This is a genomic window from Oceanobacillus aidingensis, from assembly GCF_042654105.1.
GTDB lineage: Bacteria > Bacillota > Bacilli > Bacillales > Amphibacillaceae > Oceanobacillus > Oceanobacillus oncorhynchi.
This window is the reverse complement of sequence record NZ_JBHSFT010000003.1, coordinates 38,333-65,242: the sequence shown is the minus strand read 5'-3', so window position 1 is coordinate 65,242 and position 26,910 is coordinate 38,333. Positions and strand designations below refer to the sequence as shown.

22 protein-coding genes are annotated in these 26,910 nt (G+C 38.8%); 5 read left to right on the top strand and 17 right to left on the bottom strand.

What is annotated here, in order from left to right:
- Positions 1 to 954: 954 nt before the first annotated feature.
- Positions 955 to 1,836 carry a nucleotidyltransferase-like protein gene (locus ACFO3P_RS03705; RefSeq protein ID WP_042533455.1) on the bottom strand — a complete coding sequence of 294 codons (882 nt, stop codon included), beginning with the start codon at positions 1,834 to 1,836 and terminating at the stop codon, positions 955 to 957.
- 251 nt (positions 1,837 to 2,087) lie between these two features.
- Here ACFO3P_RS03705 and ACFO3P_RS03700 point away from each other — a divergent pair, with 251 nt between their 5' ends.
- Positions 2,088 to 2,459 carry a YgzB family protein gene (locus tag ACFO3P_RS03700; RefSeq protein ID WP_042533453.1) on the top strand — a complete coding sequence of 124 codons (372 nt, stop codon included), beginning with the start codon at positions 2,088 to 2,090 and terminating at the stop codon, positions 2,457 to 2,459.
- Between the two features lie 128 nt (positions 2,460 to 2,587).
- Here ACFO3P_RS03700 and perR read toward each other — a convergent pair whose 3' ends face one another.
- The 4 genes from perR to ACFO3P_RS03680 all read right to left on the bottom strand — a co-directional run bounded on the left by perR (position 2,588) and on the right by ACFO3P_RS03680 (position 4,689).
- Positions 2,588 to 3,034: a peroxide-responsive transcriptional repressor PerR gene (gene perR / locus ACFO3P_RS03695; RefSeq protein WP_042533451.1), complete on the bottom strand. Its 447-nt coding sequence runs from the start codon at positions 3,032 to 3,034 to the stop codon at positions 2,588 to 2,590.
- Between the two features lie 98 nt (positions 3,035 to 3,132).
- Positions 3,133 to 3,690, bottom strand: coding sequence for a cob(I)yrinic acid a,c-diamide adenosyltransferase (locus ACFO3P_RS03690; RefSeq protein ID WP_042533449.1), 558 nt, complete (start codon positions 3,688 to 3,690; stop codon positions 3,133 to 3,135).
- Positions 3,691 to 3,718: 28 nt separating this feature from the next.
- Positions 3,719 to 4,192 carry a thioredoxin-dependent thiol peroxidase gene (gene bcp, locus ACFO3P_RS03685; protein WP_289585349.1) on the bottom strand — a complete coding sequence of 158 codons (474 nt, stop codon included), beginning with the start codon at positions 4,190 to 4,192 and terminating at the stop codon, positions 3,719 to 3,721.
- Between the two features lie 62 nt (positions 4,193 to 4,254).
- Positions 4,255 to 4,689 (bottom strand): potassium channel family protein, encoded by a 435-nt coding sequence (locus tag ACFO3P_RS03680; RefSeq protein ID WP_042533445.1) that lies wholly within the window; start codon positions 4,687 to 4,689, stop codon positions 4,255 to 4,257.
- Between the two features lie 274 nt (positions 4,690 to 4,963).
- Here ACFO3P_RS03680 and ACFO3P_RS03675 point away from each other — a divergent pair, with 274 nt between their 5' ends.
- Complete coding sequence (locus ACFO3P_RS03675; protein WP_042533443.1) at positions 4,964 to 6,262, top strand: glutamate-1-semialdehyde 2,1-aminomutase; 1,299 nt, start codon at positions 4,964 to 4,966, stop codon at positions 6,260 to 6,262.
- 76 nt (positions 6,263 to 6,338) lie between these two features.
- Here ACFO3P_RS03675 and ACFO3P_RS03670 read toward each other — a convergent pair whose 3' ends face one another.
- The 4 genes from ACFO3P_RS03670 to mutY form a co-directional block, all read right to left on the bottom strand.
- Positions 6,339 to 8,087: an ABC transporter ATP-binding protein gene (locus ACFO3P_RS03670; protein ID WP_193065388.1), complete on the bottom strand. Its 1,749-nt coding sequence runs from the start codon at positions 8,085 to 8,087 to the stop codon at positions 6,339 to 6,341.
- A gap of 163 nt (positions 8,088 to 8,250) precedes the next feature.
- Positions 8,251 to 8,784 carry a nucleoside tri-diphosphate phosphatase gene (gene ntdP / locus ACFO3P_RS03665; RefSeq protein WP_042533439.1) on the bottom strand — a complete coding sequence of 178 codons (534 nt, stop codon included), beginning with the start codon at positions 8,782 to 8,784 and terminating at the stop codon, positions 8,251 to 8,253.
- A gap of 176 nt (positions 8,785 to 8,960) precedes the next feature.
- Positions 8,961 to 9,137, bottom strand: a complete 177-nt coding sequence (locus ACFO3P_RS03660) for a gamma-type small acid-soluble spore protein (protein ID WP_040984584.1) — start codon at positions 9,135 to 9,137, stop codon at positions 8,961 to 8,963.
- A gap of 174 nt (positions 9,138 to 9,311) precedes the next feature.
- On the bottom strand, positions 9,312 to 10,388 hold the full coding sequence (mutY, locus tag ACFO3P_RS03655) for an A/G-specific adenine glycosylase (RefSeq protein ID WP_042533437.1): 1,077 nt from the start codon (positions 10,386 to 10,388) through the stop codon (positions 9,312 to 9,314).
- Between the two features lie 72 nt (positions 10,389 to 10,460).
- On the opposite strand from mutY, the gene ACFO3P_RS03650 reads away from it, so the two are divergent.
- Entirely contained in the window at positions 10,461 to 11,450 is a 990-nt protein-coding gene (locus ACFO3P_RS03650; RefSeq protein WP_042533435.1) for a metal-dependent hydrolase, read from the top strand.
- A 125-nt stretch (positions 11,451 to 11,575) separates the two neighbouring features.
- Here ACFO3P_RS03650 and ACFO3P_RS03645 read toward each other — a convergent pair whose 3' ends face one another.
- Positions 11,576 to 11,908, bottom strand: a complete 333-nt coding sequence (locus ACFO3P_RS03645) for a YfhH family protein (RefSeq protein ID WP_042533433.1) — start codon at positions 11,906 to 11,908, stop codon at positions 11,576 to 11,578.
- A gap of 60 nt (positions 11,909 to 11,968) precedes the next feature.
- Positions 11,969 to 12,793: a recombination regulator RecX gene (recX, locus tag ACFO3P_RS03640; RefSeq protein WP_338112850.1), complete on the bottom strand. Its 825-nt coding sequence runs from the start codon at positions 12,791 to 12,793 to the stop codon at positions 11,969 to 11,971.
- A gap of 91 nt (positions 12,794 to 12,884) precedes the next feature.
- Here recX and ACFO3P_RS03635 point away from each other — a divergent pair, with 91 nt between their 5' ends.
- Positions 12,885 to 13,778, top strand: coding sequence for a TIGR01777 family oxidoreductase (locus tag ACFO3P_RS03635; protein ID WP_193065384.1), 894 nt, complete (start codon positions 12,885 to 12,887; stop codon positions 13,776 to 13,778).
- A gap of 127 nt (positions 13,779 to 13,905) precedes the next feature.
- On the opposite strand, the gene ACFO3P_RS03630 is transcribed toward ACFO3P_RS03635, so the two are convergent.
- Positions 13,906 to 14,370 (bottom strand): hypothetical protein, encoded by a 465-nt coding sequence (locus ACFO3P_RS03630; RefSeq protein WP_256706046.1) that lies wholly within the window; start codon positions 14,368 to 14,370, stop codon positions 13,906 to 13,908.
- Positions 14,371 to 14,537: 167 nt separating this feature from the next.
- Complete coding sequence (locus ACFO3P_RS03625; protein WP_379542161.1) at positions 14,538 to 15,278, bottom strand: Rpn family recombination-promoting nuclease/putative transposase; 741 nt, start codon at positions 15,276 to 15,278, stop codon at positions 14,538 to 14,540.
- A gap of 507 nt (positions 15,279 to 15,785) precedes the next feature.
- Here ACFO3P_RS03625 and ACFO3P_RS03620 point away from each other — a divergent pair.
- A complete protein-coding gene (locus tag ACFO3P_RS03620) occupies positions 15,786 to 16,349 on the top strand; it encodes a GNAT family N-acetyltransferase (RefSeq protein WP_379542160.1) in 564 nt (187 codons plus the stop codon).
- Between the two features lie 75 nt (positions 16,350 to 16,424).
- On the opposite strand, the gene ACFO3P_RS03615 is transcribed toward ACFO3P_RS03620, so the two are convergent.
- From ACFO3P_RS03615 to ACFO3P_RS03600, 4 genes are all read right to left on the bottom strand, one after another.
- Positions 16,425 to 16,604, bottom strand: coding sequence for a type II toxin-antitoxin system antitoxin (locus tag ACFO3P_RS03615; RefSeq protein WP_042533423.1), 180 nt, complete (start codon positions 16,602 to 16,604; stop codon positions 16,425 to 16,427).
- 12 nt (positions 16,605 to 16,616) lie between these two features.
- Positions 16,617 to 17,462, bottom strand: coding sequence for an SPFH domain-containing protein (locus ACFO3P_RS03610; RefSeq protein WP_042533421.1), 846 nt, complete (start codon positions 17,460 to 17,462; stop codon positions 16,617 to 16,619).
- A 74-nt stretch (positions 17,463 to 17,536) separates the two neighbouring features.
- The gene (locus ACFO3P_RS03605) at positions 17,537 to 18,322 is read right to left on the bottom strand and encodes a ComEC/Rec2 family competence protein (RefSeq protein WP_379542159.1); all 786 of its coding nucleotides are present in this window, start codon (positions 18,320 to 18,322) and stop codon (positions 17,537 to 17,539) included.
- A 310-nt stretch (positions 18,323 to 18,632) separates the two neighbouring features.
- Complete coding sequence (locus ACFO3P_RS03600) at positions 18,633 to 26,600, bottom strand: Cna B-type domain-containing protein (RefSeq protein ID WP_379542158.1); 7,968 nt, start codon at positions 26,598 to 26,600, stop codon at positions 18,633 to 18,635.
- Between the last annotated feature and the right edge of the window lie 310 nt (positions 26,601 to 26,910).

Here is a 26,910-nt window from a genome sequence, read left to right as displayed (position 1 = left end):
CATTAGCTTTCAGAAGTCAACTTCTGACTTATTTTTTAAGAAAAACGAGGTTGTCTTTCTTCTTTCGTACTGGTTGTTTTGTTCAGTTTTCAAAGAGCAATTTGTATTGCTTCGCTTCAAGCAGCGACTCTATTAATATAACATGAAAGCAAATTTGTTGTCAACAACTTTTTTTATTTCATGTTAGCTGAGCGCCCGCTCAAATCAGCAACGAAATTAACTTTACCATGCTGAAAATAGAAAGTCAACGATTATTTTAAAATTTATCCGAAGTGGATTTTAAAAACAGCTTCATATAGGGGAACTGTAAGTTTAACAAATGATAGACAACGAAACAAAACGTTGCCATACCAGCTTTCAGAGAGCTCACTTTACATATTACAGCAATGGAGAATATACTTCTTCTTTTTATTGCTATTTTGTTTCTTCATCCTTTTCTCTTTGCAGATGTTCCATTATAAAGAAGCAAATGGACAGAAAATAACTACGTTCTTTTTAACTTTTCTTCTTCCCATTTTAAAAAGCAGATGAAAATCAGTCCAAATTTTCTTTTTATCAAAAAACAAGTTACACTCTCTCCACACACTTCAAGCATAATTAGGAAAAACTTTAATATATAAATTTGTAATAAGAAGTCTTGCTTCCTCTCTAAGTTATTATAATCACCAATTAATTGTTACTCTTTTTTATCGGGGATTCCATTCAAATTCTCAGTACCACTTATACAGTAAATCATTATTCAACGCGTTTTTTTAAATTCTATACTGAACAATGAAGAAAAAGTTCCTTCTTCTATAATCTCATCCATCCCCAGCCTCCTTTTATTCTAAAATAACCTTCTGCGGATATAAGATAATATATAGTAGACACCAAAAATTACTTACGCTACAATTTCAAAAATTGCAGAATAAGTAATTTGTTTTCTTTCTGGAATGTTCCATTTAGAAATCCTCATTATACTTCTTCTAACTTCTTTACTTTATACATTCTCTGAAACACATCTGGATTTTTGGTGGGGACAAGTTTCATATCAATAATATCCTTCTCTTCTAAATAAGAAATAATCGCATGTAAATCCAGACTGTAGTGTTCAATTTCCGGCAATTCTTTAATAGAGGCATATGACCAATAGTCTTCTTCTTCGTTTAATAAGTTTAATAAATGTGTTGAAGCAGACTCCGCTTTATTCAGCAGGACAAAATCCATTGCAATCAGCATAAGCTCAATTCTCTTTTCTAAATTCTCTGTGCTGTCCATTAACTTTTCATATAGCTTGTAGACTTCTAAATCAATGCTCTTTACCTGGTTCCAGACAGTTACTTCTGGATAATAGCCCTGGTCAATAACGGATAGCCTCGCTAAATAATGAAGTGCATTTAAAATTTTGCTGTATGAATCCATTACTTCTTTTGCTTCATATAACGCTTTTCCTTCACTATAGTTTTTTAGAAGCTTTCCAAAGTCAATTATTTTTCTAAGTGTACGTTTTTCCTCTGGAAAAGATTGAAGCTCCTCTTTTAATTCTTTTATAAATTCATTCCTGTCATAGGCTTTTCTTCCATAAATCACCCATTCTGCTGCACGTCGATATCCGCTCGTATCAATCCAATCCATCAGAAGTGATTTCGTTACAATGTGCATCGCTACGGTCTGACCATTTACTTCATAATGTTTTACAAACCAATCGACTTCTTGTTTTTCGACAATAATCAATAAGATGCTATCAAATTCATCTGTAATTGGATGATCAAAAAGTGTTTTCTCCACAATAAGTATTCCTAATGTATTTGGATTGCTTGCATGCTCCTGATAAATCATTCTTTGAAAATTCTCCATGTCTATTGTTGCCTCCCTGTTTTGCCTCTAATAAACATAATTCGATATATACTTTAAAAAAACCTTTTTTGCATCGTAAAGAAAGGATAAAATTTTAATTTTTGATTTCTCGCCGGGAGAAAAATACGGAATCCCCAATCAAACGGAAACGATTCGCCGTCATTGTATGGCTGACCTCGCTATATTTTCTTTAAAATTCATTCTTCTAATATTCTATGATATACTAAATTTGTAACTTAAGGGGGATTTAAATGGCGAAACAATTGACTTATTCAAGTAAAATAAATAAAATACGCACCTTTGCCTTAATCCTTGTGTTTGCTGGTATACTAATCATGTATGGCGGGCTTATGGTTCGTAATATTCAGTGGCTCATGCTCGGTCTGTTTATATTGGGCATACTGATGATTGTACTGAGCTGTGTTGTATACATATGGATTGGCACCTTATCCTTGAGGGCAGTTCCTGTGGTTTGTCCAAACTGCGAAAAACCTACAAAAATGCTGGGACGTGTAGATGCTTGCATGCATTGCAAAGAACCGCTGACTTTGGATAAGAACTTAGAAGGTAAAAATTTTGATGAACGGTATAATCATCGCAAATTCCGTGAAGAAAACAAATAATAAAAAGGCACCATGCTTTGGAGGATTTCGTTAAAGGAACATCCCGCAAACATGGTGCTTTTTTTATATAATAATTAAAAATCGGCCTCGCCTGTTTTCTTACCAGCGAACCCGATTTTTAACATGCTTTACTGTTCATTTGCTGCCTGCTGCTCTTTGCAGGCATTGCATGTACCATAAACCTCCAGGCGGTGATGGCTTACATCAAAACCTGTCACCTGTTCAGCCAGTGATTCCACTTCCTCTAAAGAAGGATAGTGAAAATCAACAATCTTTCCACACTGATTGCAAATGATATGATAATGATCTGAGGTATTACAGTCAAATCTGCTCGAAGCATCTCCATATGTGAGTTCTCTAACCAGTCCGATATCTTTTAATACACGTAAATTATTATAAACGGTCGCAACACTCATATTGGGAAATTTTCCTTCAAGTGCTTTATATATATCATCCGCAGTCGGGTGAGTCATTGAATTAAGCAAATACTCCAGCACGGCGTGTCGCTGTGGTGTAATCCGGACGCCTGATTTTTTCAAAGTATCGATTGCTTGCCGTAATTTAACTTCAGACACCCTAAACACCTCTCTTCCCAATTAATAATATTATTATATTATAATTCTTATAATTAGTGTATCGCCCTGTGTGCATAATGTCAATTAATTCACGTTAATCAAACATCCACATGGAGAGACTTTTCATCTCCGCCAAGCTGCTGATTGACATACCTGGCAGCAACAAATAAATAATCAGACAACCGATTTAAATAAACGAAAACAAGCTTATTATCCACTTCATCTTCCAATCCTACAGTCAAACGCTCTGCCCGTCTTGCTACAGTACGCGCGTGATGAAGGGCACTCGCTGCTCTGTGACCAGATGGCAGGATAAAATTCTTTAAAGGTTCGAGTGATTGGTCCCATTCATCAATCTGTTTTTCCATCTCATCAATATGCTTCTGTTCAAGCTTCCAATAAACTTCCTTCCCCTTTGGCGTCGATAATTCTGCACCAACATGAAAAAGAATGGTCTGTACGCGGTGCAGCTGATCAAGAAAAGCAGCCTTTTTATCCCAATCCGTTTCTTCGATATAGCTTACTGCCAAGCCAATACTGGAATTCACTTCATCACATGTGCCATACGCCTCTACTCTTAGATGGTTCTTTGGTACGCGTTGCCCATAGACTAACGATGTCTGTCCTTTATCTCCTGATCTGGTATAGATTCGCAAAGCTGCTCCACCCCAATCCCTCTATATTTTAATCCGCTTTATTTTCCTTCAAATAATTTAACGCATCTACAACATGATCTTTAACCCGGACTTTCCGATATTCTTTGATTAGCTTTCCTTCTTTATCTAAAATAAATGTAGAGCGCTCAATACCATAATATTCCTTGCCAAAGTTTTTCTTTAGCTTCCATACTCCAAATTGATCAGCTGCCTGATGATTTTCATCAGAAAGCAAGGTAAATGGCAGTTCATGCTTGTCGATAAACTTTTGATGACGTGCTTCCGGATCCGGGCTGATCCCGACAATAACCGCATCCAGCTCTCTGAATCTTTCATGTTGGTCTCTGAAATCACATGCTTCTGTGGTGCATCCTGGTGTCATATCTTTTGGATAAAAATATAAAACAACGTACTTTCCTTGAAAATCTGATAAGCTGACTTCCTCCCCGTTTTGATTGGGCAGGGTAAAATCTTTTACTTTTGTTCCTAATTCGACTTGCATCCAATCCCTCCATTTAAACAATCGATCTTCTTCCTTAAATATAGCACATTGCAGGGTAAGATTCATTTATCATTGTCTCTGCTGCTGATTTGTACAACTTTTAATACAAAAGCAGCCGGCAATATGTAGCCAATCAGCGCTTCTGAGATAGCAATGATTCTGCCGATGCCGACGGGCGCTAAGTCACCATAGCCGAGAGTCAGCAAAGTGACCCCGCTGAAATAAATAGAATGAACAACCGATCCCCATATCGTCACTTCTCTAAGCTCTCCATGCTCCACAATGACGATTCCTTGAAAGGATAAAATAAAATAGATTAAGCCGTAGCCAACCATTGTAATGCAATAAACAATCAGCATAGCAATAAAAATTTCTAAAGAAAAATGTCCTTCCTTCATTTGTATACGTGAATGAACTAATTTATATTGAATGAAATCATAGATGCTTTTTCCAATTAAAATGATAATCGTAATAAGGAATATCCAAGGGATACTCATCTCTTTTACTCCTCCCCTACTGCCTTCCCTCATTAAAAAAACAACTAGATGCAAACGTCAAAATATGAGGAATCTCAATTTGTAATATCCGCTTTTCCTATGTATATGCAGAAACCAAAACAGTTTGTACAAGTTTTCTATGCAATTTTTTGTTATATTAGTAACTGGGTAAAATATTACAGAAAACCAAATTGTTCATTTTACCTTTTAAATGAACTTGTAAAAGCGTGTCATAACCTTTACAAGTTGGGAAGAATGAGGAGGAAACGAAATAATGAAATTTACAAATTCTGAGAAGTTGCATCAAGAAGCTTTACAACATATTGTCGGCGGGGTGAATTCTCCTTCCCGCTCTTATAAAGCTGTAGGCGGGGGCTCTCCTGTCTATATGAAAAGAGGACAAGGTGCTTATTTCTGGGATGTGGATGATAATAAGTATATTGATTATTTAGCTGCATATGGACCGATAATAACTGGCCACGCTCACCCGCATATCGCAAAAGCGATTGCTGAAGCAGCCACAACTGGTGTTCTATACGGGACACCAACGGAGCTGGAAAACACATTTGCGAAAATGTTAAAAGAAGCAATGCCTTCATTAGAAAAGGTACGTTTTAATAATTCAGGCACAGAGGCTGTGATGACGACTATCCGTGTAGCCCGCGCCTATACAAACCGTACCAAAATCATTAAATTCGCAGGCTGCTACCACGGCCATTTCGATGCTGTATTGGTAGAGGCAGGATCTGGGCCTTCTACACTGGGCACGCCGGATTCAGCCGGAGTTCCTGCTTCCAGTGCTGCAGAGGTAATCACCGTTCCATTTAATGATTTAAATGCCTTTAAACAAGCCCTTCATCGCTGGGAAGGTGAAATTGCAGCTGTGCTGGTTGAGCCGATTGTAGGAAACTTCGGAATTGTCGAACCGTTCGAAGGCTTTTTACAAGAAGTAAATGAGCTTACCCATCGTGCCGGTGCGCTAGTTATTTATGACGAGGTAATTACTGCCTTCCGTTTCACCTATGGAAGTGCGCAGCAAATCTACAATATCGAGCCTGATTTAACAGCAATGGGTAAAATCATTGGCGGCGGTCTTCCAATTGGCGCTTATGGCGGACGCAAGGATATTATGGAGCAGGTTGCACCACTCGGGCCTGCCTATCAGGCCGGCACCATGTCCGGAAATCCCGCTTCAATGGCAGCGGGTATTGCATGCCTAGAGGTGTTACAAGAAGATGGGGTATATGAAGAATTAGAACGTCTTGGAAAACGGCTTGAAGAAGGTATCTTGGAAAAAGCAGAAGAATTTGGTATCCACATTACTATAAATCGCCTTTGCGGAGCTTTAACCGTATACTTTGGCGTTGATAAAGTAACCAATTACAGTGAAGCAGATGCTTCAGACGGAGAGGCCTTTGCAACCTTCTTCCAGCTTATGCTGAACGAAGGTATTAATTTAGCTCCTTCTAAGTACGAAGCATGGTTCTTAACAACAGAGCATACAGACTCTGATATTGAAAATACCATCGATGCTGCAGGTCGTGCATTTGCAAAAATGGCTGAGAAAAAATAATATAATGGCACGATAAAAAAGCATTTCCCGGAGAAATCAACCTCTGGGAAATGCTTTTTTATCCTGTAAATGAATTTTATTCATCCAAATTTTGAATCTGATACAAATCATAATAATGACCGCGGAGCCGCATTAATTCCTCATGCGAACCTATTTCTACAATTTCCCCATTTTCCACAACAACAATGCGATTTGCGTGAGTAATGGTTGCTAGACGGTGGGCAACAATAAACGTTGTCCGGTCTGAAGCAAGCTTCTCCAGTGTTTCCTGAATAAGATGTTCACTTTCTAAATCAAGTGCTGATGTTGCTTCATCAAAAATTAACAGCGGCGGATTTTTCAAGAAAACACGCGCGATAGCTATCCGCTGCTTCTGGCCGCCAGATAACTTCACACCGCGTTCTCCCACCATGGTTTCATAGCCCTCGGGCATTTCATCAATAAAGTCATGCGCATTTGCTGCTTTAGCCGCCCGAATGACTTCCTCTCTCGTTGCCTCTGGATTCCCCATCCGGATATTCGTTTCAATTGATTCGGAGAACAGAATATTATCCTGAAGCACCATTCCAATATTGTCCCGCAGCGCCCGGGCCTGCATATCCCTTAAGTCCATTCCGTCGATTTCAATCGACCCGCCTGTGACATCGTAAAAGCGTGGAATCAAACTGATTAGTGTCGATTTTCCTCCCCCACTCATTCCGACAAAGGCTATGGTCTCTCCTTTTTGGACATGAAGGTCGATATCCTTAAGCACTGACACTTCTTCCTCATCATATCGGAAGGAGACATGGTTAAAGGATACTTTTCCTTTCAGTCTTCCCGGATCAACCGCACCCTTTTTGTCCGTAATATCATATGGCTCATTCATTAATTCAAATACACGGTCAATAGACGCAATGGATTGTACTAACGTCGTTGATGAGTTGATCAGTCTGCGTAATGGACTGTATACCCGCTCCATATACCCGACGAAGGCTACCATCGTTCCGAGTGAGGTGTTGCCCATAATAACCTGATAACCTGCAAAAGCAATGACGAGCAGCGGCGCCAAGTCAGTAATCGTATTGGTCACGGCAAAGGTTCTGGCGTTCCAATCCGTATGCTTTAAAGCCCGGTCCAGGAAATGACGGTTTCTTTTATCAAACTGCTCATCTTCATAATCTTCCAGCGCAAAGCTTCTTGTCACCGGCACCCCTTGGATACGCTCATGCAAGTGGCCTTGTACTTCTGCCAGAGCTTGTGACCTTTCTCTTGTCAGACGGCGTAAGCGCCCGAAAAAGTATTTGACAGAAATCCCGAACAGCGGGAATAAAATAATCGATACAAAGGTGAGCGGCACATCCATGGTAAACATAATAATGATAGCAATTAAAATGGTTGTGACATCCAGCCAAATATTCATTAACCCGGTCATCACAAAATTTTTCGTCTGCTCCACATCATGAATTACCCTTGAGATGATTTCACCTGTTTTGGTCTTCGAATAGAATTTCAGGCTTAGCTTTTGAAGATGATCGAATAATTTTCCTCTGATATCAAAAAGAATTTTATTCCCGACCCACTGCGCTAAGTATTGACGAATATACTCAACCGGCGGGCGGACAATTAAAAATACGACAAAAGAAATACCCATAATCCAGAATAAACGGGTTATTCTCTCGGATTGGGTCATGTTTTCTACCGTAACAATATCATCGATAACGTATTTCAAAATCAAAGGCATTAACAGCGGAATACCAAATTTAACAACACCGATGAGTAATGTCCAAATAATCTTCCATGTGTATGGTTTTACAAATTTCATATACTGTTTGATGCTGCTCATTTATCAACTTCCTCTACTTGAAAAGGTATTTCGTTTTAATATCCCTCTAAATAAAAAAAGGATATCCTCGTTATGTCATCCGTAACAAGGATACCCTTTTACTCAGTCGAATTGCAATCAAACCGCTCAAACATCGCTAAAAATATTTGTTTTCTTTTCAAATTTAATGATACGTTAAGTACATTTCATACCAATCATCGACAAACCCCGGAGAAAAAGGACCCTTTCCCTGGCGAATCCAATGAATTAATACTTCTAATTGCTGATAAAGAATATGATGAATTTCTTCTGGGTATTTCATCAAAACTTTATTTTCTTCATATTCATCTTCATCAAGAAGATTAAATGTCATATCAGGAAATACCTTCACATCTAAATCGTAGTCAATGTATTTTAGCGATTCCGCACCCTCATCGTAAACAAATGGGGAGCTGAGATTACAGTAATAATGAATTCCATCATCCCTAAGCATACCAATAATATTAAACCAATGCTTCGCATCAAAATAACAAATGGCCGGCTCTCTCGTCATCCAGGAATGACCATCGCTTTCAATGACTTTTGTCCGATCATTCGCTCCGATTATAATACTTTCCGTCCCTTTTAATACGACACTATTTTTCCAGATTCTATGAAGTTGTCCATTATGTTTATAACTTTGTATCATCATTTTGGAACCAGCGTTTGGAGAAACCATCCAAAATCTCCCTCTCCATTTTCATACAGTGATTTATGAATTATCTTATATTATAAGCCTTCAGCCATAAAAGTTAAAGGATAAGTCCTTTTTATTTCCATAATGGTTTCTTCATTGATATGTAGAATCATTAAAAGGGTTTCCGTAATTGGAAACCCTTTTGGGTAAAACAGATGTTATTGCTTGTTTTGTTGAGATTGTTGGTTTTGCTTTTTCACTTCTTGTGCATCTGTTTCTTGAGCAAACTCAGTACCATATTGTCCTTGAGCTGCTTGTTGGTTTTGCTTTCTTACTTCAGCTGCGTTTGTTTTTGCAGGATTTTGTTGGTTTTGTTGATTTTGTTTTTTAGCCATCAATATCACCTCCGCAATAATTAATTTGTCCAGAAGCGCATTTCTTTATCCAAACTTTTTTAAAGAAATATTTTTAGCGTGTTGAAAACCCCGGTAAATAAAGCATTAAGGCGTTTTTTTGATGACAAAAATTTTTATCAGGATTTATATTTCCTCGTTGCATTCAATAAAATTTCATTTTCCTTCTAAAAAAGGTATCATTTTTTGATGTGGAACAGGAAAAGGAAATTCTTTCAGCTCTTCTAAAGAAACAAATTTTAAGCGGTCATCCTTTACTGTTTCCTGATTTGTGATTGCTTTACGTACGTCTACATTCCAAATGATATGTGAAAAAACATGCTTGATGGATGTACACGATGCTTTGATATCCACATCTAACCCATAATTCTCTTCCAGCCATGGCTGCCAGTCCTTTTTTACAATATCATCGGCAGGAATCATTGGAAATTGCCATAATCCTGCCAATAGTCCAGAATCCGGTCTTTTTTCAATAATATATTTCCCTTCCTGATTTTGGATCAGCAATGCAATATATTTTTTCTTTTGCTGCTTCTTCGCTTTCTTTTTCACTGGCAGCTTTTCCTGGATTCCATCAACGTATGCTTGACAATGCTCCATCACTGGGCAGAACATGCACATAGGCTGCTTCGGTGTACATATTGTCGCACCTAAATCCATAATAGCCTGATTAAAGGAGGAGGGATCTTCCTTTGAAATCATTTCCGCTACGTAGTATTCAAACAACTTTTTGGTGGAGCTTAAAGCAATATCTTCTTCAATGTGTAATACACGGGAGAAAACACGCATTACATTACCATCTACTGCCGGAATCGGCTGATTATAAGCAATAGAAAGAATCGCCCCTTTCGTATAAGGGCCAACTCCTTTTAAGTCACCGAGCTGCTTCGGGTCATCCGGGATTTTTCCATCATATGTTTCCACAACCTCGCGTACTGCTGTTTGTAAATTTCTTGCGCGGGAATAATAACCTAAGCCTTCCCATTGTTTTAAAACATCCTGCTGTTCGGCTTCAGCCAGTTCATATACCGTTGGATATTTCTCCATAAACCGATTAAAATAAGGGATGACCGTATCTACTTTTGTTTGCTGAAGCATAATTTCTGAGACCCAGACGCGATAAGCATCATTATTTTCGCGCCAAGGTAGATCACGTTTATTTTCTTCGTACCATCTAAGTAAATCTTCTTGAAAAGCGGAAATATTTATTTGTTCTAATCTTTTATCGTTCATGTTTTCACGTCCTATGTGTTAAAATAATATTGGAGTGCTTTGATGGAAGCAACTTAAGGAGGATATGTAACTATGGATACTGGTACGCATATTGTTATGGGTGTTGCACTTGGCGGTTTAGCAACATTAGACCCAAATGTGCAAAGTAATCCTACTCTATTTCATGCCGTATTGGTTGGAACAGTCGTCGGATCACACGCTCCTGATTTTGATACAATTTTTAAATTAAAAAGTAATGCAACGTATATAAGACAGCACCGCGGAGCGTCTCATTCACTCCCTGCTATTCTTATGTGGAGCCTGCTTGTATCTGGAGTAATTTATTTATTTGTTCCAGAAGTGAGCTATTTGACTCTCTGGCTATGGACTTTGTTAGCTGTGTCCATCCATGTATTTGTCGATTTATTTAATGCGTATGGTACACAGGCATTTCGGCCATTTACCAAAAAATGGATTGCTAAAGGGTTTATTAATACATTTGATCCTTACATTTTTTTCTTGAATGTAGCTGGTATCGTTGCATGGGCATTAGGTGCCAATCCCGGATACACTTGGCTGATTATTTATACAGTCATTGTATTATATTACATCAAACGCTATATGGACAAAAGGGAAATCGTCCAGAAAATCAAAGAATATTTTCCTGATACAGAGATTGTCGCTACGTCCCCTACGCTTAAACAAAATTATTGGCGCGTTGCTATTACGACAAGCGACCGTTATTATGTAGGCAGCGTTGAGAATCGGCACATTGAGATTGTTGATGAATTTTATCGAGTTCCTTTACCCGATACAGATGTCATCAAAGCTGCGATAAAAGATAAAAATATCTCTTCATTTTTAAATTTTTCACCGGTGTACCGCTGGGAAATAAATACGGATGAAGAGGATATTATAGAAGTCCGTTTTATTGATTTACGCTATCGCAGCAAAGGGTATTATCCATTTGTAGCTGTGGTAAAGCTGGATAAGAGCCTGGAAGTAATTACTTCCTATACAGGCTGGATTTTCTCAGAACAGAAGCTTCAAAGTAAATTGATACCAAGCGACTCAAGTCCTTAAAGCTTATACAGGAAGTGAATACGGTAACCCCGCAAATGGTTCAGGCGTTTGAAACAGCGGTACCTTATTTCAATAACTAAAAGGAACAACTCAGGTGAAACGGATTTCGCCTGAGTTGTTTTTATTCAGCTCACTTTTTTTCCTAATAAGGAGATTGGCAAGGCTTCAATATTTTCACTTTCTTCATTTAATAAATCAATACGATAACCCCATGCAAATACCCCATTAATATAGGATATTCTGAATTTATAGCCTGTTTCCATTTTAAGCTGATAAATTTTCTCTTTTTCAAAATCATCCGGACTCATTGTATATGCAAGCGCTACTTGCATTTTTCTTTCACATATTTGCATCTCTGAAATATTCCCGAGCTGCTCTGCTTTTTGAGCCTGCTCTTTTAGTTTCCCAATTTCTTGGTGCAGCTGTTCTATGGAATAATCACTATATCGAAATTTCATTCTTCTCCCCCTTACTGTCGATTCCTATTGTACCAAATATAACAGAAAAGTAACCTACATTTATTCCTGATTTTCCATGTATTTCTCAACAAATTGCTGAATCATATCGAAATGGAAGCCTTTTCTATATAAACCTTCCATTACTTTTTGCTTGAGCTGGAAGCCTTCATATTTTTTTACATGTTTTTGATACAGCTTTTCTCCTTGAAATTTCAAGGCCTCCCACTCATGATTTGTATCCTCTTCCTGATCCATAGTCTGAATAGCTTCAAAAACAAGCTGCTGATTAAATCCTTTTTGAAGAATCGTATTTTTTGCTTGGTTTATCTGTTTTTGAAAAGAATCCTTCGAGCTTTGCTTTATTTTTTTTCCCAGCAGCTTTTGAACTTTTTCTTTCTGCAGGGCTGGCGTATATTGCTCTAAAGCATTTACTGCAATTTGTCCGCTAATCCCCTTTTCAAACAGCTCCTGTTCAATGACTTTTGGACCTTTTGAACTTGTATTCATACGCGAGCGCACAAACATTTCAGCAAATTGCTGATCATCAAGCAGTTTTTCTTTCTTCAATCGTTGCATAATAACAGCAATTTGTTCCTCTTCCACTTCTTTTTTCTGTAAATACGTAATCACTTCTTTTTCCGAACGTATTCGATAGCTTAAAAAGTGAATAGTAAGGGTATATACTTTATGGAGATTATCTTGTTCCTTCAGTGTTTCGATGAGTTCATTATCTAATTCCATTCCTTTCTCCAGACGAAATTGAATGAGAATATCCTCACCGACACTAAATCCATATTCATCACCAGCTGATGTGTTTAAAAATATATTGTAGCGATGCTTCTGTTTTTTTTGCGTTGTAATTCGGGTAATTTTCCGCAACTTCATTCACCTCTCTTTTTATCATAGCAAAAAATGAAGCAAGCAGATAACATGAAATATATACTTTAAAATATCATCTAAAGGAGGGTTCAATATTATGAACATACTAATAACCGGAGGTACAGGGTTTTTTGGCAGTAAATTAGCTGCACACCTCACTGGCCTTAATCATAAATTATACATTCTGACCCGTTCTCCTGAGAAAAAATCAAATACATCGCACTTGACTTTTAAGGGATATGATACGACCGCAGATGAACTTCCGAGAATAGATGCTGTCATTAATCTTGCAGGAGAATCATTGTTTGGATACTGGACGAAAAAAAAGAAGGAAACTATCCTTACCAGCCGCCTTCGTGTCACCAAGTATCTTGTCCAATTAATGAAAGCCATGAAGGAAAAACCAGATGTATTTATTAGCGGCTCCGCAGTAGGATTCTACGGGATGTCTGAAGATTTTATCTACACTGAGGCAACAACGCAGCCTGGTACTGATTTTCTTGCATCTGTAACAAGGCAATGGGAGAATGAAGCGAGTGAAGCCGAAGAATTGGGAATTCGAACAATCTACGCCCGGTTTGGCATACTGCTTGGCAAGGACGGTGGTGCATTTCCGCTTATGTCATTGCCGGTAAAATTATATACAGGCGGACACATCAGTGATGGCGAGCAATGGCTTTCCTGGATCCATGTTCAAGATGCCGTAAACTTAATCACCTTTGGCTTAGAACATCATACCCTAAAAGGGCCGGTCAATATTACTGCTCCTACTCCTAAACGTAATAAAGATTTTATGAAAAAAGCAGCACAGGTATACAAACGGCCGAATTGGCTTCATTTGCCGGCTGTATTCTTCTATCTTACTTTGGGAGAAATGGCGCAGCTCCTGGTAAAAGGACAGTACGCGTATCCAGAAAAGGCGCTCGAACACGGATTCACGTATGATTTCCCCTCCCTCGATCAGGCTTTATTAGATTTGAAAAATAATTAAATCATGTAAATGCTTTTTCACTTAAAAGAGCAAAGAAAAAAATGCTGGTTTTGTATAGGAGCATGCCGTGTTATTTTCCTGCATGCTCCTTGTTATTTTCCGTTTTATGAGGCACTTTGCAATCCTCTTATTTTGATGCCTCTTGCTGAATCAGCTCTAATTGCTCTGAGGTTAAACCTGTCACCTGTAAAATGGCCGTTCGGCTTATCCCCTGCTCTAACATTTTGAGTGCCGTCTGTTTTGCAGATTCCTTTAGTGCGGACTCTGCTTCAAGCCTTTTTCGTTCTGCTTCATTTCTTTTGATTTCCGCCTCTTCTTTCTGTTTCTCTGCTTTTTCTTTTTGTTTTTTTGTTTTATCTTTCTCCGCCTTTATTTCTTCATTCTCTGCTTTCAGCTCTTCTTTCTCCATTTTCATTTCTTCTCTTTGCTCTTTCATTTCTTCCATTTCCTGCTCTAACAACTCTCTATCCTGCTTCTTAGATTGCTCATCTAAAATTTGCTTCAAACGGATTTCATATTCCCGCCGTTCTTCTTCTGTACGGCTTAAATCTTCCCAGACCCGCATCGCAACATTTAACGTTTTATCGACCATCGCAATCTCCTCCAGTTCTTGATAGATATCATTATATAAAGTGAAACTTTGTTCAGTGGGGTTCTTTACACCCCACTGAACATTTAGTTGAACCAATCGGGCCGTTACTGGCTGTTAGATCTTCCACTTAAAATTTTCATGACTTTTCTATTTTTAATGTGGGAGTCTTACAGCCAGTTACACTGCGAGAAGTGATTCTTTCGTCGGTCTACCGTTCCTAACAGCAGCAGCCAGCGCGTTAAAACATCTTCCCATGGATCCAGCTGCTTATTCTTCCAGGCAGTAATTAGTTTAGGAATCTCCACAAAATGAAATTCCATCATATCGGTTAATGGATATTTCTGCTTCATCTCAAATAGACGGAAGATATTATGAAAGGCGTCCGTTTCATCCAGCAGGTTAAAATGCATGATATTAATACTGATAACAGGGTACAATTCTTTATAGCTTTGCCCTTCTTTCAGCTGCTCTGAAAAAAGTCTCGACCAATAATACAGCGATCTTTTAACCATATTATACTCATTATTGATTTGAATTTCTATGTTGACCCATTCTTTATTCTCCGTCCTAATTAAGAGATCTAATCTGGATTTCTTATCTTCTTCATACTCGCCGCCAATTTCGATATTTTGAAAGTAGAGCTGTTGAATCGGACTTCTTCCTGATTTGGCTAAAATGGCATTGAGAAAGACGACAGTGATATCCTTATTCTTTTCGTTTCCAAATAGTTGTTTAAAAGCATAGTCTACTTTTAAATCCATTAATTGAACATCCGGTATTCGATGCAGTGCTTTGTTGGTGCGCTCTTTTCTTCTTTGATATTTGTTGTACGACTTGGATTCTTCCTGTACATGCAAAGAGGGTATTTCTGATGAGGAGTATACTTTTCGGAGACATATTCGGGGCATAAAAAACACATCCTTTTATTTTGATAAGGTGAGTTTCTGAGATGGCTATCTAAACAAAGTATACAGAACAAATGTTCCTCAATCAAGTTGTTTTTTATGCTATTTTCTTATCTTTGTGCGGTAACCATTCTCTCCTGCTTCTTTCTCTTTCCTTCTAGTTTCGAATCAGCAGCTGCTGTGCTGGTCCAAAATATACTTACAAAAATTTCATGCTTTATTATTAAAAAAACACTTGCATTTTACCAAAAAAATCATACAATAAAATTATCAAAAATGAATTTGAAAAGAGCTGATGACCAGCCTATTCGGCTGTATTGATAGAAGATCAATTAAATAGGTAAGGCAAATGGTGCGCCACCGGGGTTTCCTGGTTCTAGCGGGTTCGATTCCCGCCCCGAATTTTTGTTTCCAAGCTACTTTAAAAATAAAAATTCGAGGGCGGGTGACTCACTAGCTGCGGCTTTTTTGCTAATGAATGTACCCGCCTGGAAAAAGGAGGGTATTTTTATGCTTAAAATACGTGATTTAATGGAAGTGCCAGCTTTATATGAATTGATGACAGCGCCCGAGGTATACCCATTTGTCAGGCAAAAAGCTGCAACCGTGGATGAATTTTACTTTTCAACCAAGCAGACAATCGAAGCGGAAGACCGTGGAGAATTAATTTCCAGAACGATTTTAGATGAATATCAGCAGCCAATTGGTACGATTAATCTTTTTGATATAGAGGATAATTATGGATTTTTAGCTACTTGGATCGGTAAGCCGTATTTTGGTAAAGGCTATAATCGCCAAGCAAAAGATGCCTTCTTTCATGAACTTTTTACTACTAAAGGCATTGATGGTATCTTTATGAAAGTGCAAAAAAGTAACAAACGTTCCTTAAAAGCTGTTTTAAAGCTTCCTTACGTTACTTTTGCAAATGAGTTATACGACTCTATGTATAAACGCGTTAACGCACATTCTAATGAAGCAATATATGATTTATTTGTGATTACAAAAAAGCATTACTTGTCCTATCAGCAATTTCACTCAGAAGCTGCTGTCAACTCTGATGAGGAAGTATCCTAAATAAAATAGCCTTAAGAAATAACAGCTTCTGATGATTTCTTAAGGCTATTCGTTCGGGATTTCCATCGAAATTCTTTAATCTTCCCCAATTTTCTTATCCTGTTTTTTCGGCAGCCTTCCCGCTCGTTTAGCAGATTCTCTCAGCAAAAATTCAACGTGGCTATTGACACTGCGAAACTCATCCTTTGCCCAGCGCTGCAATATGTCATAAAGCTCCGGATCGATACGTAATGGAAAGTTTTTTTTCTTCGCCATAGTAACCCCTGCTTATTGGTAAAGCGATCCTGTATTGATTACCGGCTGTGTTCCTTGATCGGAGACAATGGCAACAAGCAGGTTATTAATCATCGCCACTCTGCGTTCATCATCTAAATCCACTACATTATCTGCTTCCAAGCGGGAAATAGCATCCTGAGCCATTCCGACAGCACCCTGAACAATTTGCTCCCGGGCTGAGATAATTGCACTTGCCTGCTGACGCTGCAGCATCGCCTGAGCGATTTCTGTAGAATATGCTAAGTGTGTTAACCTCGCTTCAATCACTTCTACTCCGGCAACCTGCAGACGATCTTGAAGCTCAGTTGTTAATTGGTTTGATACTTCATCTGCATTTCCACGTAAGGTTAATTCTTCATTGGTGAAAGAATCATATGGATACGTTGTTGCCACAGCGCGAATAGCTGTTTCACTTTGAATCTCCACAAAATCCTCATATTGATCTACGTCAAAAACGGCTTTGGCTGCATCTACCACTTTGAAAACAACCACTGCAGCAATTTCAATTGGATTTCCGTTTACATCATTTACTTTCAATCGATTACTGTTAAAGTTACGAACTCTCAAGGAGATTGTTCTGCGCACAGAAAATGGCACAGTTATCAAAATTCCTTCACGCCGTACCGTTCCCATATACTTACCTAAGAAAATAACGACAATCGATTGATTAGGCTGCACAATGGTTATCCCGCTAATTAGAATACCTGCAATTAAAACAAGCACAACCCCTAAAACAACATACGATTGAACAATACTGAATACCCCTAATGCAAGTAAAACAACAATCAGACCGATTCCAATTGCGCCATTAATGCTCCAAGCTTTACGTTCCTGCATGAAATCCGCTCCTTCATATCTTTATTATACTATAATGATATCATTTTTGTATTAAATTGTAAAAGATATGATGTTTACCCTGCCTGTTCCTCCACAAATTTTTGGATTGGATTCATTCTCGGATTTACAATTAACGTCTCCCCATCCGTTTCAACTGTAATACTGTCTAAAGCAGCAGTAGAATAAATCAGCGCATTAATTTCGTATAGATGTTCAATCACCCGAGGAACAGGATGACCGTAGTTATTATCTTTGCTGTAGGTTAAAATAGCAATTTCAGGGTCTACCGCTTCTAAAAAAGACATACCCGTACTTGTATTCGAGCCATGATGCCCTATTTTAATTAAATCCGCATTGACATCATGCTTTTTTTGTATCTCCTTCTCTTCCTTTTTACCAACGTCCCCCATTAAAAGCATGTCTGTTTTTTCGTAATTAAGCTTTAAAACTAACGAGGATGCATTAGGAGAAGTTAAAGGCTGTGCTGCATTCCAAATATCCAGGGAAATCATTGGATCAATCTCAATCGGCGTATCTTTTTCAGCAATTGTCAGCGGTATTTGTAAATCACGAATCCGATTCATATATGCAGCAAATGTTTTTGTCGGGTGAAGCTTGCCAATATCAACCACATCTCCTACATCTACCTCATCCAGGACCTTTACTAAACCGCCGATATGGTCGACATCTGGGTGGGTAGCAATCATTAAATCAATTTCATTAATCCGCCGTTCCTTAATATAGTTAACCAGAGCATCGCCAGCCTCCGGAGGTCCGCCATCAATTAAAATAGTCCGGTCTAAAGGCGTCTCGATTAAAATACTGTCTCCTTGACCAACATTAATAAAATGCACCTTCATTACAGGCATTTCCTGTTCTGCATGGGCGGTTGAAGGGATATGAAATTGTATTGTTATCAGTATTAGTAAGAGGATGAAAACGCTTTTTCGCATATTTTAAATACCTTCCCTTCTTTTTCATTAGTGTGAGCAAAAAGAAAGCTCGATATGACGACAGGTGATTGGTAATTGTTGAAAGGAATTTCTGCCATTGTTTTATGCAGGCGATATGTAAGTAAGATGTCACATTTAATTTTTTCTTTTTAAAACAGAAAAAGAGGTTATTACCTTTAATTGGCAATAACCTCTTTTTTAATTAAATCCGTTCTATCTAGTGAGAGGAGCGATTACGAACTCGGTATACAATCATTAGAATTGCACCGGCTGCCAGTAATCCTAAGCTGATAAGCAATAAGTTGAACATGGATGTTGCTGTACCTGGCAATGCTTCTCCATCATCACCTTTATCGGTCTCAGCACCTTCTCCAACTTTAGGGTCTCCCGATTGTTCAACGGAATCTCCATCTGTTTTGCCTTTTCCATCAGCGGTTGATTCACCAGAATCTGTTGCTTCTTCCCCTGATTCTTCTGGGTTTTCAGGATCTGTCGACTCTTCTCCCGGCTCTCCTGGAGTCTCAGGATCTGTCGACTCTTCTCCCGGCTCTCCTGGTGTTTCAGGGTCTGTCGGTTCTTCTCCCGGCTCTCCTGGAGTCTCAGGGTCTGTCGGCTCTTCTCCCGGCTCTCCTGGTTCAGGATCTGTCGGCTCTTCTGATTCTGCTTTCACAAAACCAAAGTCTAATGTTGGATCATGTTCTCCGTCTTCTGTTAAATGTCGAGATATTGCAAACCATATAGATGAGTCAATTGAATTATCATTGCCCACTTTTTCCAAAGTTGGGACATATCCTTCCAAGGCTTCTGCGGATGCTTCACGATCAATTCGTACAATGTACGTTTTATCGATTGGCAGATTTTCAAAGATATAATATCCATTTTCATCTGTGGTTACTGGTCCTACTGGATTTCCGTAGACGTCTGTTACTGGATTTCCGTCTTTATCTTCAATCGTTAAGACGACTCCTGGGAGCGGAATATCCGTTTCGTCTTGCAGGCCGTCTTTGTTCACATCAATCCATACATAATCCCCTACACTTACTTTTGCCGGGCGATTAGTGATAGTGAATCCATCTGCCGCATTTCCTTCTACATTATCCGTTACATACCCGTTAACAGCTGCTTCTTCCACTGTATAGGTAATCTCTGCTCCAGCTGCAAATTTAGGCATATTTGTAAACTCAAATGTCCAACCCGTGTCCGCAGTGATTTCTGCTGAATCCACTTCTTCTCCATCTGCTAACAAACTAACAGTGATGGAATCTGGGCGTTGATCAACATAATCATTGTCATCCCAGATTTTCGTTCCTTCTAAATCAATCAACTCTGGCTCATGCGTATTCGTAATGACGTAGCCGTCCTCCGCATTTCCAGTTGTTTCTGCCTCATAACCGTCAACGGCTGCTTCTTCCACCGTATACTCGATTAATTCGCCGTTTTTAAATTTATCCAAGCCCGTAAAATCTGATTGCCAGTTATTTAATTCATTCAATTCGATGAAATCTATTTCTTCCCCATCAGCTAGTAAATTCACTGTAATGGATGCCGGACGAATGCCATCCTGGTTTTCCGCATCCTCCCATGCTTTAGAAACATGAACACTGGTTTGTGCCGGTTCATGATGGTTGGTTAACAGGATATTTCCATGGTCGGCATCATTGACAGAGACTTCATAGCCTTCTGGCACAGATACTTCTTCTACGGTGTAGTTAATTTCTTCACCGCCATTTTGGTATGCATCCAGTTCAGACCATGTATGCATCCAGTCATTTTCTGCAGACAGAATAACCGTATCGCCAACTTCATTTTCCCCTGCATATAATTGAACCTCAATCTGTTCAGGGCGAATGCCGTCTTGGTTATCATTGTCGTTCCATCCTTTTGAAACAGTAACCGATGTTTGTTCTGGCGTGTAAGCATTAGTGACAGTCACACTGCCGTCATCACCGGTTTCCAGTTCGGTTGAATACTCCGCAACGGAATCTTCCGTCACACGATATCCAATTTCTTCTCCATTACGATTTTTCGGCAAATCTTCAAACGTATGGGTCCAACCGTTTTCTTCATTCAATTCAGCTGTTCCAACAATTTCCGATGCATCATTGATGACATTTACAGTCACGCTGTCTGGGCGGACCCCATCCTGATTCTCTGCATCATCCCATACTTTGGTAACAGGAATTTCAACTGTATCTGGTGTACGGTTGTTTGTAATCAACACGTTTCCATTAACTTTTTCTACAGTCGGCTCCTCATAACCTTCTGGGACATTTGTTTCTTCTGCCGTATAGTTGATTTCCTGACCGCCGTCTTGGTAAACATCTAATTCTGTCCAAGTATGCTTCCAATCATTTTCTGATGATAAGCGAACAGGTTTGTTAACAGGTTCTCCATCAGCGAATAATTGAACGGTTACATGTTCTGGTCGGACGCCATCTTGGTTATTGCCGTCATCCCATCCTTTCGTAACAGTCAAGGATGTTTGTTCTGGCGTGTAGCTGTTGGTAATGACAAATCCATCTGCTTGTTTTACAGCAGTTGCCCCGTAGCCTTCGATGGCATCTTCTGTAATACGGTATTGGATTGCTTTCCCATTATCATATTTCGGTAATCCTTCAAACACATGAGACCATTCGCCATTTTCATCTGCAGTTACTTCTGCTGTCTGGACAATTTCAGACTTTCCATTGATGACATGAAGCGTAATACTCTCTGGTCTGTTTCCATCTTGGTTATTGCCGTCATCCCATACTTTTGAAACTGGAATATCAATTAATTCCGGCTCATAGCTGTTGGTAATCGAAATTGCTCCGTGATTTTCGTCATTTATATCTGACTCATATCCTGCTGGAACATCGACTTCCTTCACTGTATAATCAATCGGTTTTCCGCCATCGCGATTCGCATCTAAACCAGACCATGTGTAGGACCAATTATCTGCTGCTGTAATGAGCACCTCATTTCCTAAGGCTTCTCCGTCTGCAAGCAATTGGACGCGAATGCTGTCTGGACGCTGACCGTCTTGATCATTTTTATCATTCCAGAATTTATTGACGGTAACAGAAGTCTGCTCTGGCGTATGTTCATTCGTTACAGTAAATGTTCCATTACCATTATTGGAAATAGAAGTGGAATAATCTTCTACTGTATCCTCTGCCACGCTGTACGCAATTTCTACGCCATCACGATATTTTGGTAAGTTCTCAAAAACATGTGACCAAATTCCATCGTCATCAGCTGTTATTTCTTCCGTTGCTACAACGTTAGAACGATCATCATAAAGATGAACCGTAATGCTTTCCGGTCGTGCTCCATCTTGGTTATTGGCATCTTCCCATGCTTTTTCTACTGTAATATCCGTCATTTCCGGCGAGTAACTGTTTGTGATGGTATAGCCATTTTCAGTACTCCCACTAACAGTACTTTCGTATCCAGCCGGCACATTTGATTCTGCAACAGTATAGTTAATCCGCTCTCCATTTTGGTATTCATCTAAACCGGCAAACGTAAATTCCCAATTATTAGTTTCATTCAAAATGATGAAGCGCTGTGTTGCTTCGCCATCTGCAAACAGACGTACTGTAATGCCGTCTGGGCGGGCGCCATCCTGGTTATTTGCATCTTCCCATACTTTTTCTACCGGGATATCTACCGTACCTGGTGTATAGCTGTTTGTGATAACAAATCCGTTTTCTGCATCTCCGGCAATATCACTCTCATACTGCTCTGGTACGTCTATTTCTACAACGGTATAAGTAATCTTATCTCCGCTATTATCCAGCTTCGGTAAATCTGTAAATGATCCTTGCCATTCATTTTCATTGCTTAGCGTGATATTTTCCGTATCAGTCTCCTCACCATTTGCAAATAATGCAACTTCAACGGATTCAGGACGATTGCCATCCTGGTTGTTCGCATCCTCCCAAGCTTTCTCCACTGGAATTTCAGTAGTTGGAGATACGAATTCATTTGTAATCGTTAATCCATCTTCGGAAACAGATTTTTCATAGTTTTCTGGGACAGTTACTTCATCGACCGTATAGTTATACTCATTACCCTCGATATCAGTTTTATCCAAGTCCGTCCATGTATATTCTGTTTCACCGTCTTCCAAGGTTACCGGATTTCCAACTGCTTCTCCATCTCTGGATAATTGCAGTTCAATGGATTCCGGGCGATGATTTTCGCCGCCTTGCCATTCTTTCGTGCCTGTTACATTAATTTTTTCCTTGGTGTTTTCGAAATTAACCTCATGAACGATTTCATTTTCACCATATGGCTCATCTACATTAATTTCGATTTCTTTATCGGATAACACGTAGCCATTTGGTGATTCAATTTCTACCAAGATATAGGTCCCTAAGAATAAGTTTCCTACTTCTAAAATACCATTCTCAGTAGTAAATTCGCCCATTAATACTCTCTCTTCATTTACAACTCGATATAATTCAAAAGTTGCTCCTGAAGATTTGATTACTTCTTCAGTAGCTGAATCAACTTTAGAAAGTTGGATAGCTCCACGATCTATTCGGAATTCTCCACCAACCCATGAAAATTGTCTTGCTGAGATTTCGTTTGTTTCTCTCGTTACTGTCTCAATTTCTTTCCCCTTAAGGTCTACTGTATTATTAACAGTTTGCCCATTTTCGGCAATAACGATAGTGGTATAAGTGATTGTTAGAGCTTCCGTTAAATCCTCATCAAAAGAGATATTTAAAATTGTTTGGCCATCTTCAGTAGTTTCTGTTTCAAGCGTATAACCAATCTCTTCACCACTACTTGTAACAATAGTCAAGCTGTCTTCTACAAATGACAGACCAGCACTAATTGTATCTGTAAGTGTTGCATCACTTATTCTTGAAAGGCTTTCATTAGCAGTGATTTTCCATTCAAGTTCTTCACCAATATAAACTTCGCTTACATCAGGCAGAACTTCTTTATTCAACACGTTATCCCATCTGTCATAATGCACAGATGAAGAATAAGGATATTCTCCTTCTTCAGTTGTTACTTCCGCATGGTTTACATAATTTTCTTCTGAAATGTCTGGAACTCTTGTTTCAAACTGAATGACATATCTTTCAGTTACTTCACCATTAAAGTTAACAGTAAGTTCATTACCCTCAACTTCTACAGTATAATCATCATTAAGAGTTAATTCAGTATCAGTAATTGTTGTATTACCACCTGCATCTACTTCATAAACAGATACTGTGATACTGTCTTCAATGATTTCTCCGTCATAACCTAATGTATCAGTAACTGAAACATTTTCCCCAAGATTATGCTGATGATAGTTAAAGTACACTTGCCAAGCGATTCTTCTATCAGATGCATCGGACCAACTATCTGAATCAACAAGATTCCCTTCTTTAAAGCCACTATTCCAAGCATTTTCTATTACACGTTGGCTAGCATCGTCTTCTTCGTTTATTTCACGATTATTTTCCGTTGTTCCTTCAAAATGTGCGTGGTTTCTATAAAGACCAGCTTCATCTTCATTAGAATGAGGAATCAATGAATTTCCGTCTTCATCCACAAATTGCTCGTCATAAGAAGTAGTATAGTTCACTACTAATTCTGCTTTTTCTATTTCCCGATTGAATACAATTGTAAAGCCATTTTGGTATCCACCCTCAATTGGAGCAAGTGTATAATCTTCTCCTGAAACAAGATTTTCATTACCAAGAGTAATTTCAACTGTCCCTGGCAATAAGATTAGCCCATCATTTGTGAAGGTATCAGTAATGGTAAAACCTTCATTGATGTCTTCTCTCGTAGGATCGACATTTAAACGCCAATTAATTGTTTTCTCATTATAGTTAATTCCATCAAAACTCTTTTGATACGTATTTGCATGTGGACGGATTGTAGCATCTCTATCTTCGCCACCTTCACCAACACCGTCACCTTCCATACCTACAGTGTTTGTAAATGCATCCGCATTATTGAAATTATCAATACTAGTCGTATATTCAATTGTAATTGTTTCCGTACCAACATCTGGCAAATCAATTGTTAATAAGCCATCTTCTTCATCATGAGTCGCTCCAGGGAATTCATTACCATTTTCACCTGTAATTGTAATGTTTGTTAATGTTAATCCCTCTGGCAATTGGTCTGTTACGGTAACATCGCCCAATAGATGTTTTGCTTTGTTTACAGTAACTTTCCAAGTAACTGTACGATTTTCATAATCAATGTTGCCCGCTTCTACTTTCTCAAGAATCGGGCCTCTATCGAACTGAACTGTTGCGTCATCATCGTTCAATTCTTCATCACCATCAAAAAGAATGGCTGTATTTGTGAACCCATTATTCTCTTGGTATTCACCCTCATTAACTTCTGACCAATTAATTTCAGTCAGGTAAGTGATTGTATATGTTTGATCTGGGCTTACTTGACCTAATTCGATTGGGAAGTCATCAGCTTCGATACCAGAATCTCCACCATTTAAAGAGATATTAATAGATCCTGGAACAATTTTTAAACCGTCTGGTAATTGATCCTCAACCCTGGCATCATCAATAGACATACCATTTTCATTAACGATAATGGTCCATTCAATCTGGTCACCCGATTCTGAATCAACTCGATTTCCTTCTTTCTGGATCGGATTACTTCTTTCACCTCCAGAAACGGTTGCTTGTGCTTCCAAGTCAATATTATCACTTACAAATGTCGCATCATTGGTGAACTGTGCTACATTAATATCTTCAATTGACGTTGTATAATTGACCTGATACCCGCTTCTTCCATCGATAGAATCGAATGTCATTTCAAACCCATGGCCAGTAAGAGGTAGGGCGTTAAAATCGTCAATTGGATTTCCTACGATTTCATTACCATCCACATCGATAGTGATTTCTCTAACTTCAAAATCACGTGCTTCGCCAAGACCGTTTGGAATAACATCGGCCAGCATTCCATTCTCTATTGCCTCGTCAGCACCATTCACAATATTAACTGTCCAATAAACTTCTTTTGCATTGACAGGGCTATCCGTACGACCGGATTTATCTAAATCTGTATTAACTTCTGTCGGTGTAACTTGAACAGTTAAATCTCTTTCACCATCGCCATCAAAATCAATCTCTTGCTCCCATTCCTCAGTGAATATTTCTCGGTCAAAATTTAATTGGAAACCTACGTATCCATTTTGAACACTTTGATCCTCAATGTTCTCATCGAATGTAAAAATCAATTCACCATCATTAATGGTAAATGTTCCTACTTGGGTACCTTCTACCATTATAGGTTGATCTGGCGTATTTACCAAATGTAGAAATACATCTGGCAATGGCATAGATGCTGTATCTCCAGCTTGAATGGTTTCATCTGTTTCCCAGCTATATTGAACCTCATAAGTTCCATCAAAATCAACTTCATGACCGTCTTCAACATTTTCACCATCTAGTCTAAACCACTCAAAGGTAAAGATATTCCCTAACTCAGCCTGAGGTCCAACCTCAGATGCAGCAGAAGGCGCAATATTTTCTTCTTCAGCCGCTTCTTCCTCTACTTCCTCGGTCCCTTCTTCTTCAGCCACTTCTTCCTCTACAGCTTCCTCGGTTCCTTCTTCTTCAGCCGCTTCTTCCTCTACAGCTTCCTCGGTCCCTTCTTCTTCAGCCGCTTCTTCCTCTACAGCTTCCTCGGTCCCTTCTTCTTCAGCCACTTCTTCCTCTACAGCTTCTCCGGTCCCTTCTTCCGTTGACCCCTCTTCTACAGCTTCCTCAGTGGGCTCTTCTCCTTCAACAACTTCTTCTTCCTCTTCTAAAGGCAATTGCAGCTTCAATGTACCCTCAGCTTCTGAATGCTCCAGTGCCGATTCATTAAACGTGACACGAATTATATCTTCTGTTGTTTCAAAGGAGGCAATTTCCACCTCTTCCCCTTCCGAAGATATTGTGCCCTCCTGTTCGATTAATGCTACAGGAGAATTAAAATCTACAGGCTGGTTTACATCTTCTAAATCATAGTCTGCAAGCGACCAGTCTATATGTAGAAGCCAACCATCATCTTCCTCGGAAAAAGATCCTTCAGAAATGCTTTCAAAATCAAAGAACGTATCATTTTTGTTTTCTTCTGCATACGCCATTTGTATAGGTGCAATACCTGTTACAACGGACTGCATAACAAGAAGAAAAATCATAAATATACTGGCTCTTTTTGCTCTTCTCTTCAATTATTCCAGTCCTCCTTTTTTATTTAGTTTTTAATCACTGCTGGAATACGGAAAACCGACACCTCCTAATATCTCTGTATCTTTAAAATGATTTCTATTCTGCTGAAAAGCATAAAAGAACGTGTTCTAATAGATGAATAGATGATTGCTATTCACAAAAACGCTCTGACCTTAAACTTATTCAACTGACAGAAACATTTTAAAGTTTCATTTGACTGCACACTCATCCTCTAATCCGTACCATTTTTCTAGTATTCATGAAGTAAAATTTCAATTTATCCCGTTATATTAGAAATGAGCTTTTGTAGTC

What these genes read in the sequence shown, in the direction of transcription:
- ACFO3P_RS03705 (WP_042533455.1), bottom strand. Translation starts at nt 1,836, where the DNA reads ATGGAGAATTTTCAAAGAATGATTTATCAGGAGCATGCAAGCAATCCA.
- ACFO3P_RS03700 (WP_042533453.1), top strand. Translation starts at nt 2,088, where the DNA reads ATGGCGAAACAATTGACTTATTCAAGTAAAATAAATAAAATACGCACC.
- bcp (WP_289585349.1), bottom strand. Translation starts at nt 4,192, where the DNA reads ATGCAAGTCGAATTAGGAACAAAAGTAAAAGATTTTACCCTGCCCAAT.
- ACFO3P_RS03680 (WP_042533445.1), bottom strand. Translation starts at nt 4,689, where the DNA reads ATGAGTATCCCTTGGATATTCCTTATTACGATTATCATTTTAATTGGA.
- ACFO3P_RS03675 (WP_042533443.1), top strand. Translation starts at nt 4,964, where the DNA reads ATGAAATTTACAAATTCTGAGAAGTTGCATCAAGAAGCTTTACAACAT.
- ACFO3P_RS03670 (WP_193065388.1), bottom strand. Translation starts at nt 8,087, where the DNA reads ATGAGCAGCATCAAACAGTATATGAAATTTGTAAAACCATACACATGG.
- ntdP (WP_042533439.1), bottom strand. Translation starts at nt 8,784, where the DNA reads ATGGTTTCTCCAAACGCTGGTTCCAAAATGATGATACAAAGTTATAAA.
- ACFO3P_RS03660 (WP_040984584.1), bottom strand. Translation starts at nt 9,137, where the DNA reads ATGGCTAAAAAACAAAATCAACAAAACCAACAAAATCCTGCAAAAACA.
- mutY (WP_042533437.1), bottom strand. Translation starts at nt 10,388, where the DNA reads ATGAACGATAAAAGATTAGAACAAATAAATATTTCCGCTTTTCAAGAA.
- ACFO3P_RS03650 (WP_042533435.1), top strand. Translation starts at nt 10,461, where the DNA reads ATGGATACTGGTACGCATATTGTTATGGGTGTTGCACTTGGCGGTTTA.
- ACFO3P_RS03645 (WP_042533433.1), bottom strand. Translation starts at nt 11,908, where the DNA reads ATGAAATTTCGATATAGTGATTATTCCATAGAACAGCTGCACCAAGAA.
- recX (WP_338112850.1), bottom strand. Translation starts at nt 12,793, where the DNA reads ATGAAGTTGCGGAAAATTACCCGAATTACAACGCAAAAAAAACAGAAG.
- ACFO3P_RS03635 (WP_193065384.1), top strand. Translation starts at nt 12,885, where the DNA reads ATGAACATACTAATAACCGGAGGTACAGGGTTTTTTGGCAGTAAATTA.
- ACFO3P_RS03630 (WP_256706046.1), bottom strand. Translation starts at nt 14,370, where the DNA reads ATGGTCGATAAAACGTTAAATGTTGCGATGCGGGTCTGGGAAGATTTA.
- ACFO3P_RS03625 (WP_379542161.1), bottom strand. Translation starts at nt 15,278, where the DNA reads ATGCCCCGAATATGTCTCCGAAAAGTATACTCCTCATCAGAAATACCC.
- ACFO3P_RS03620 (WP_379542160.1), top strand. Translation starts at nt 15,786, where the DNA reads ATGCTTAAAATACGTGATTTAATGGAAGTGCCAGCTTTATATGAATTG.
- ACFO3P_RS03615 (WP_042533423.1), bottom strand. Translation starts at nt 16,604, where the DNA reads ATGGCGAAGAAAAAAAACTTTCCATTACGTATCGATCCGGAGCTTTAT.
- ACFO3P_RS03610 (WP_042533421.1), bottom strand. Translation starts at nt 17,462, where the DNA reads ATGCAGGAACGTAAAGCTTGGAGCATTAATGGCGCAATTGGAATCGGT.
- ACFO3P_RS03605 (WP_379542159.1), bottom strand. Translation starts at nt 18,322, where the DNA reads ATGAAGGTGCATTTTATTAATGTTGGTCAAGGAGACAGTATTTTAATC.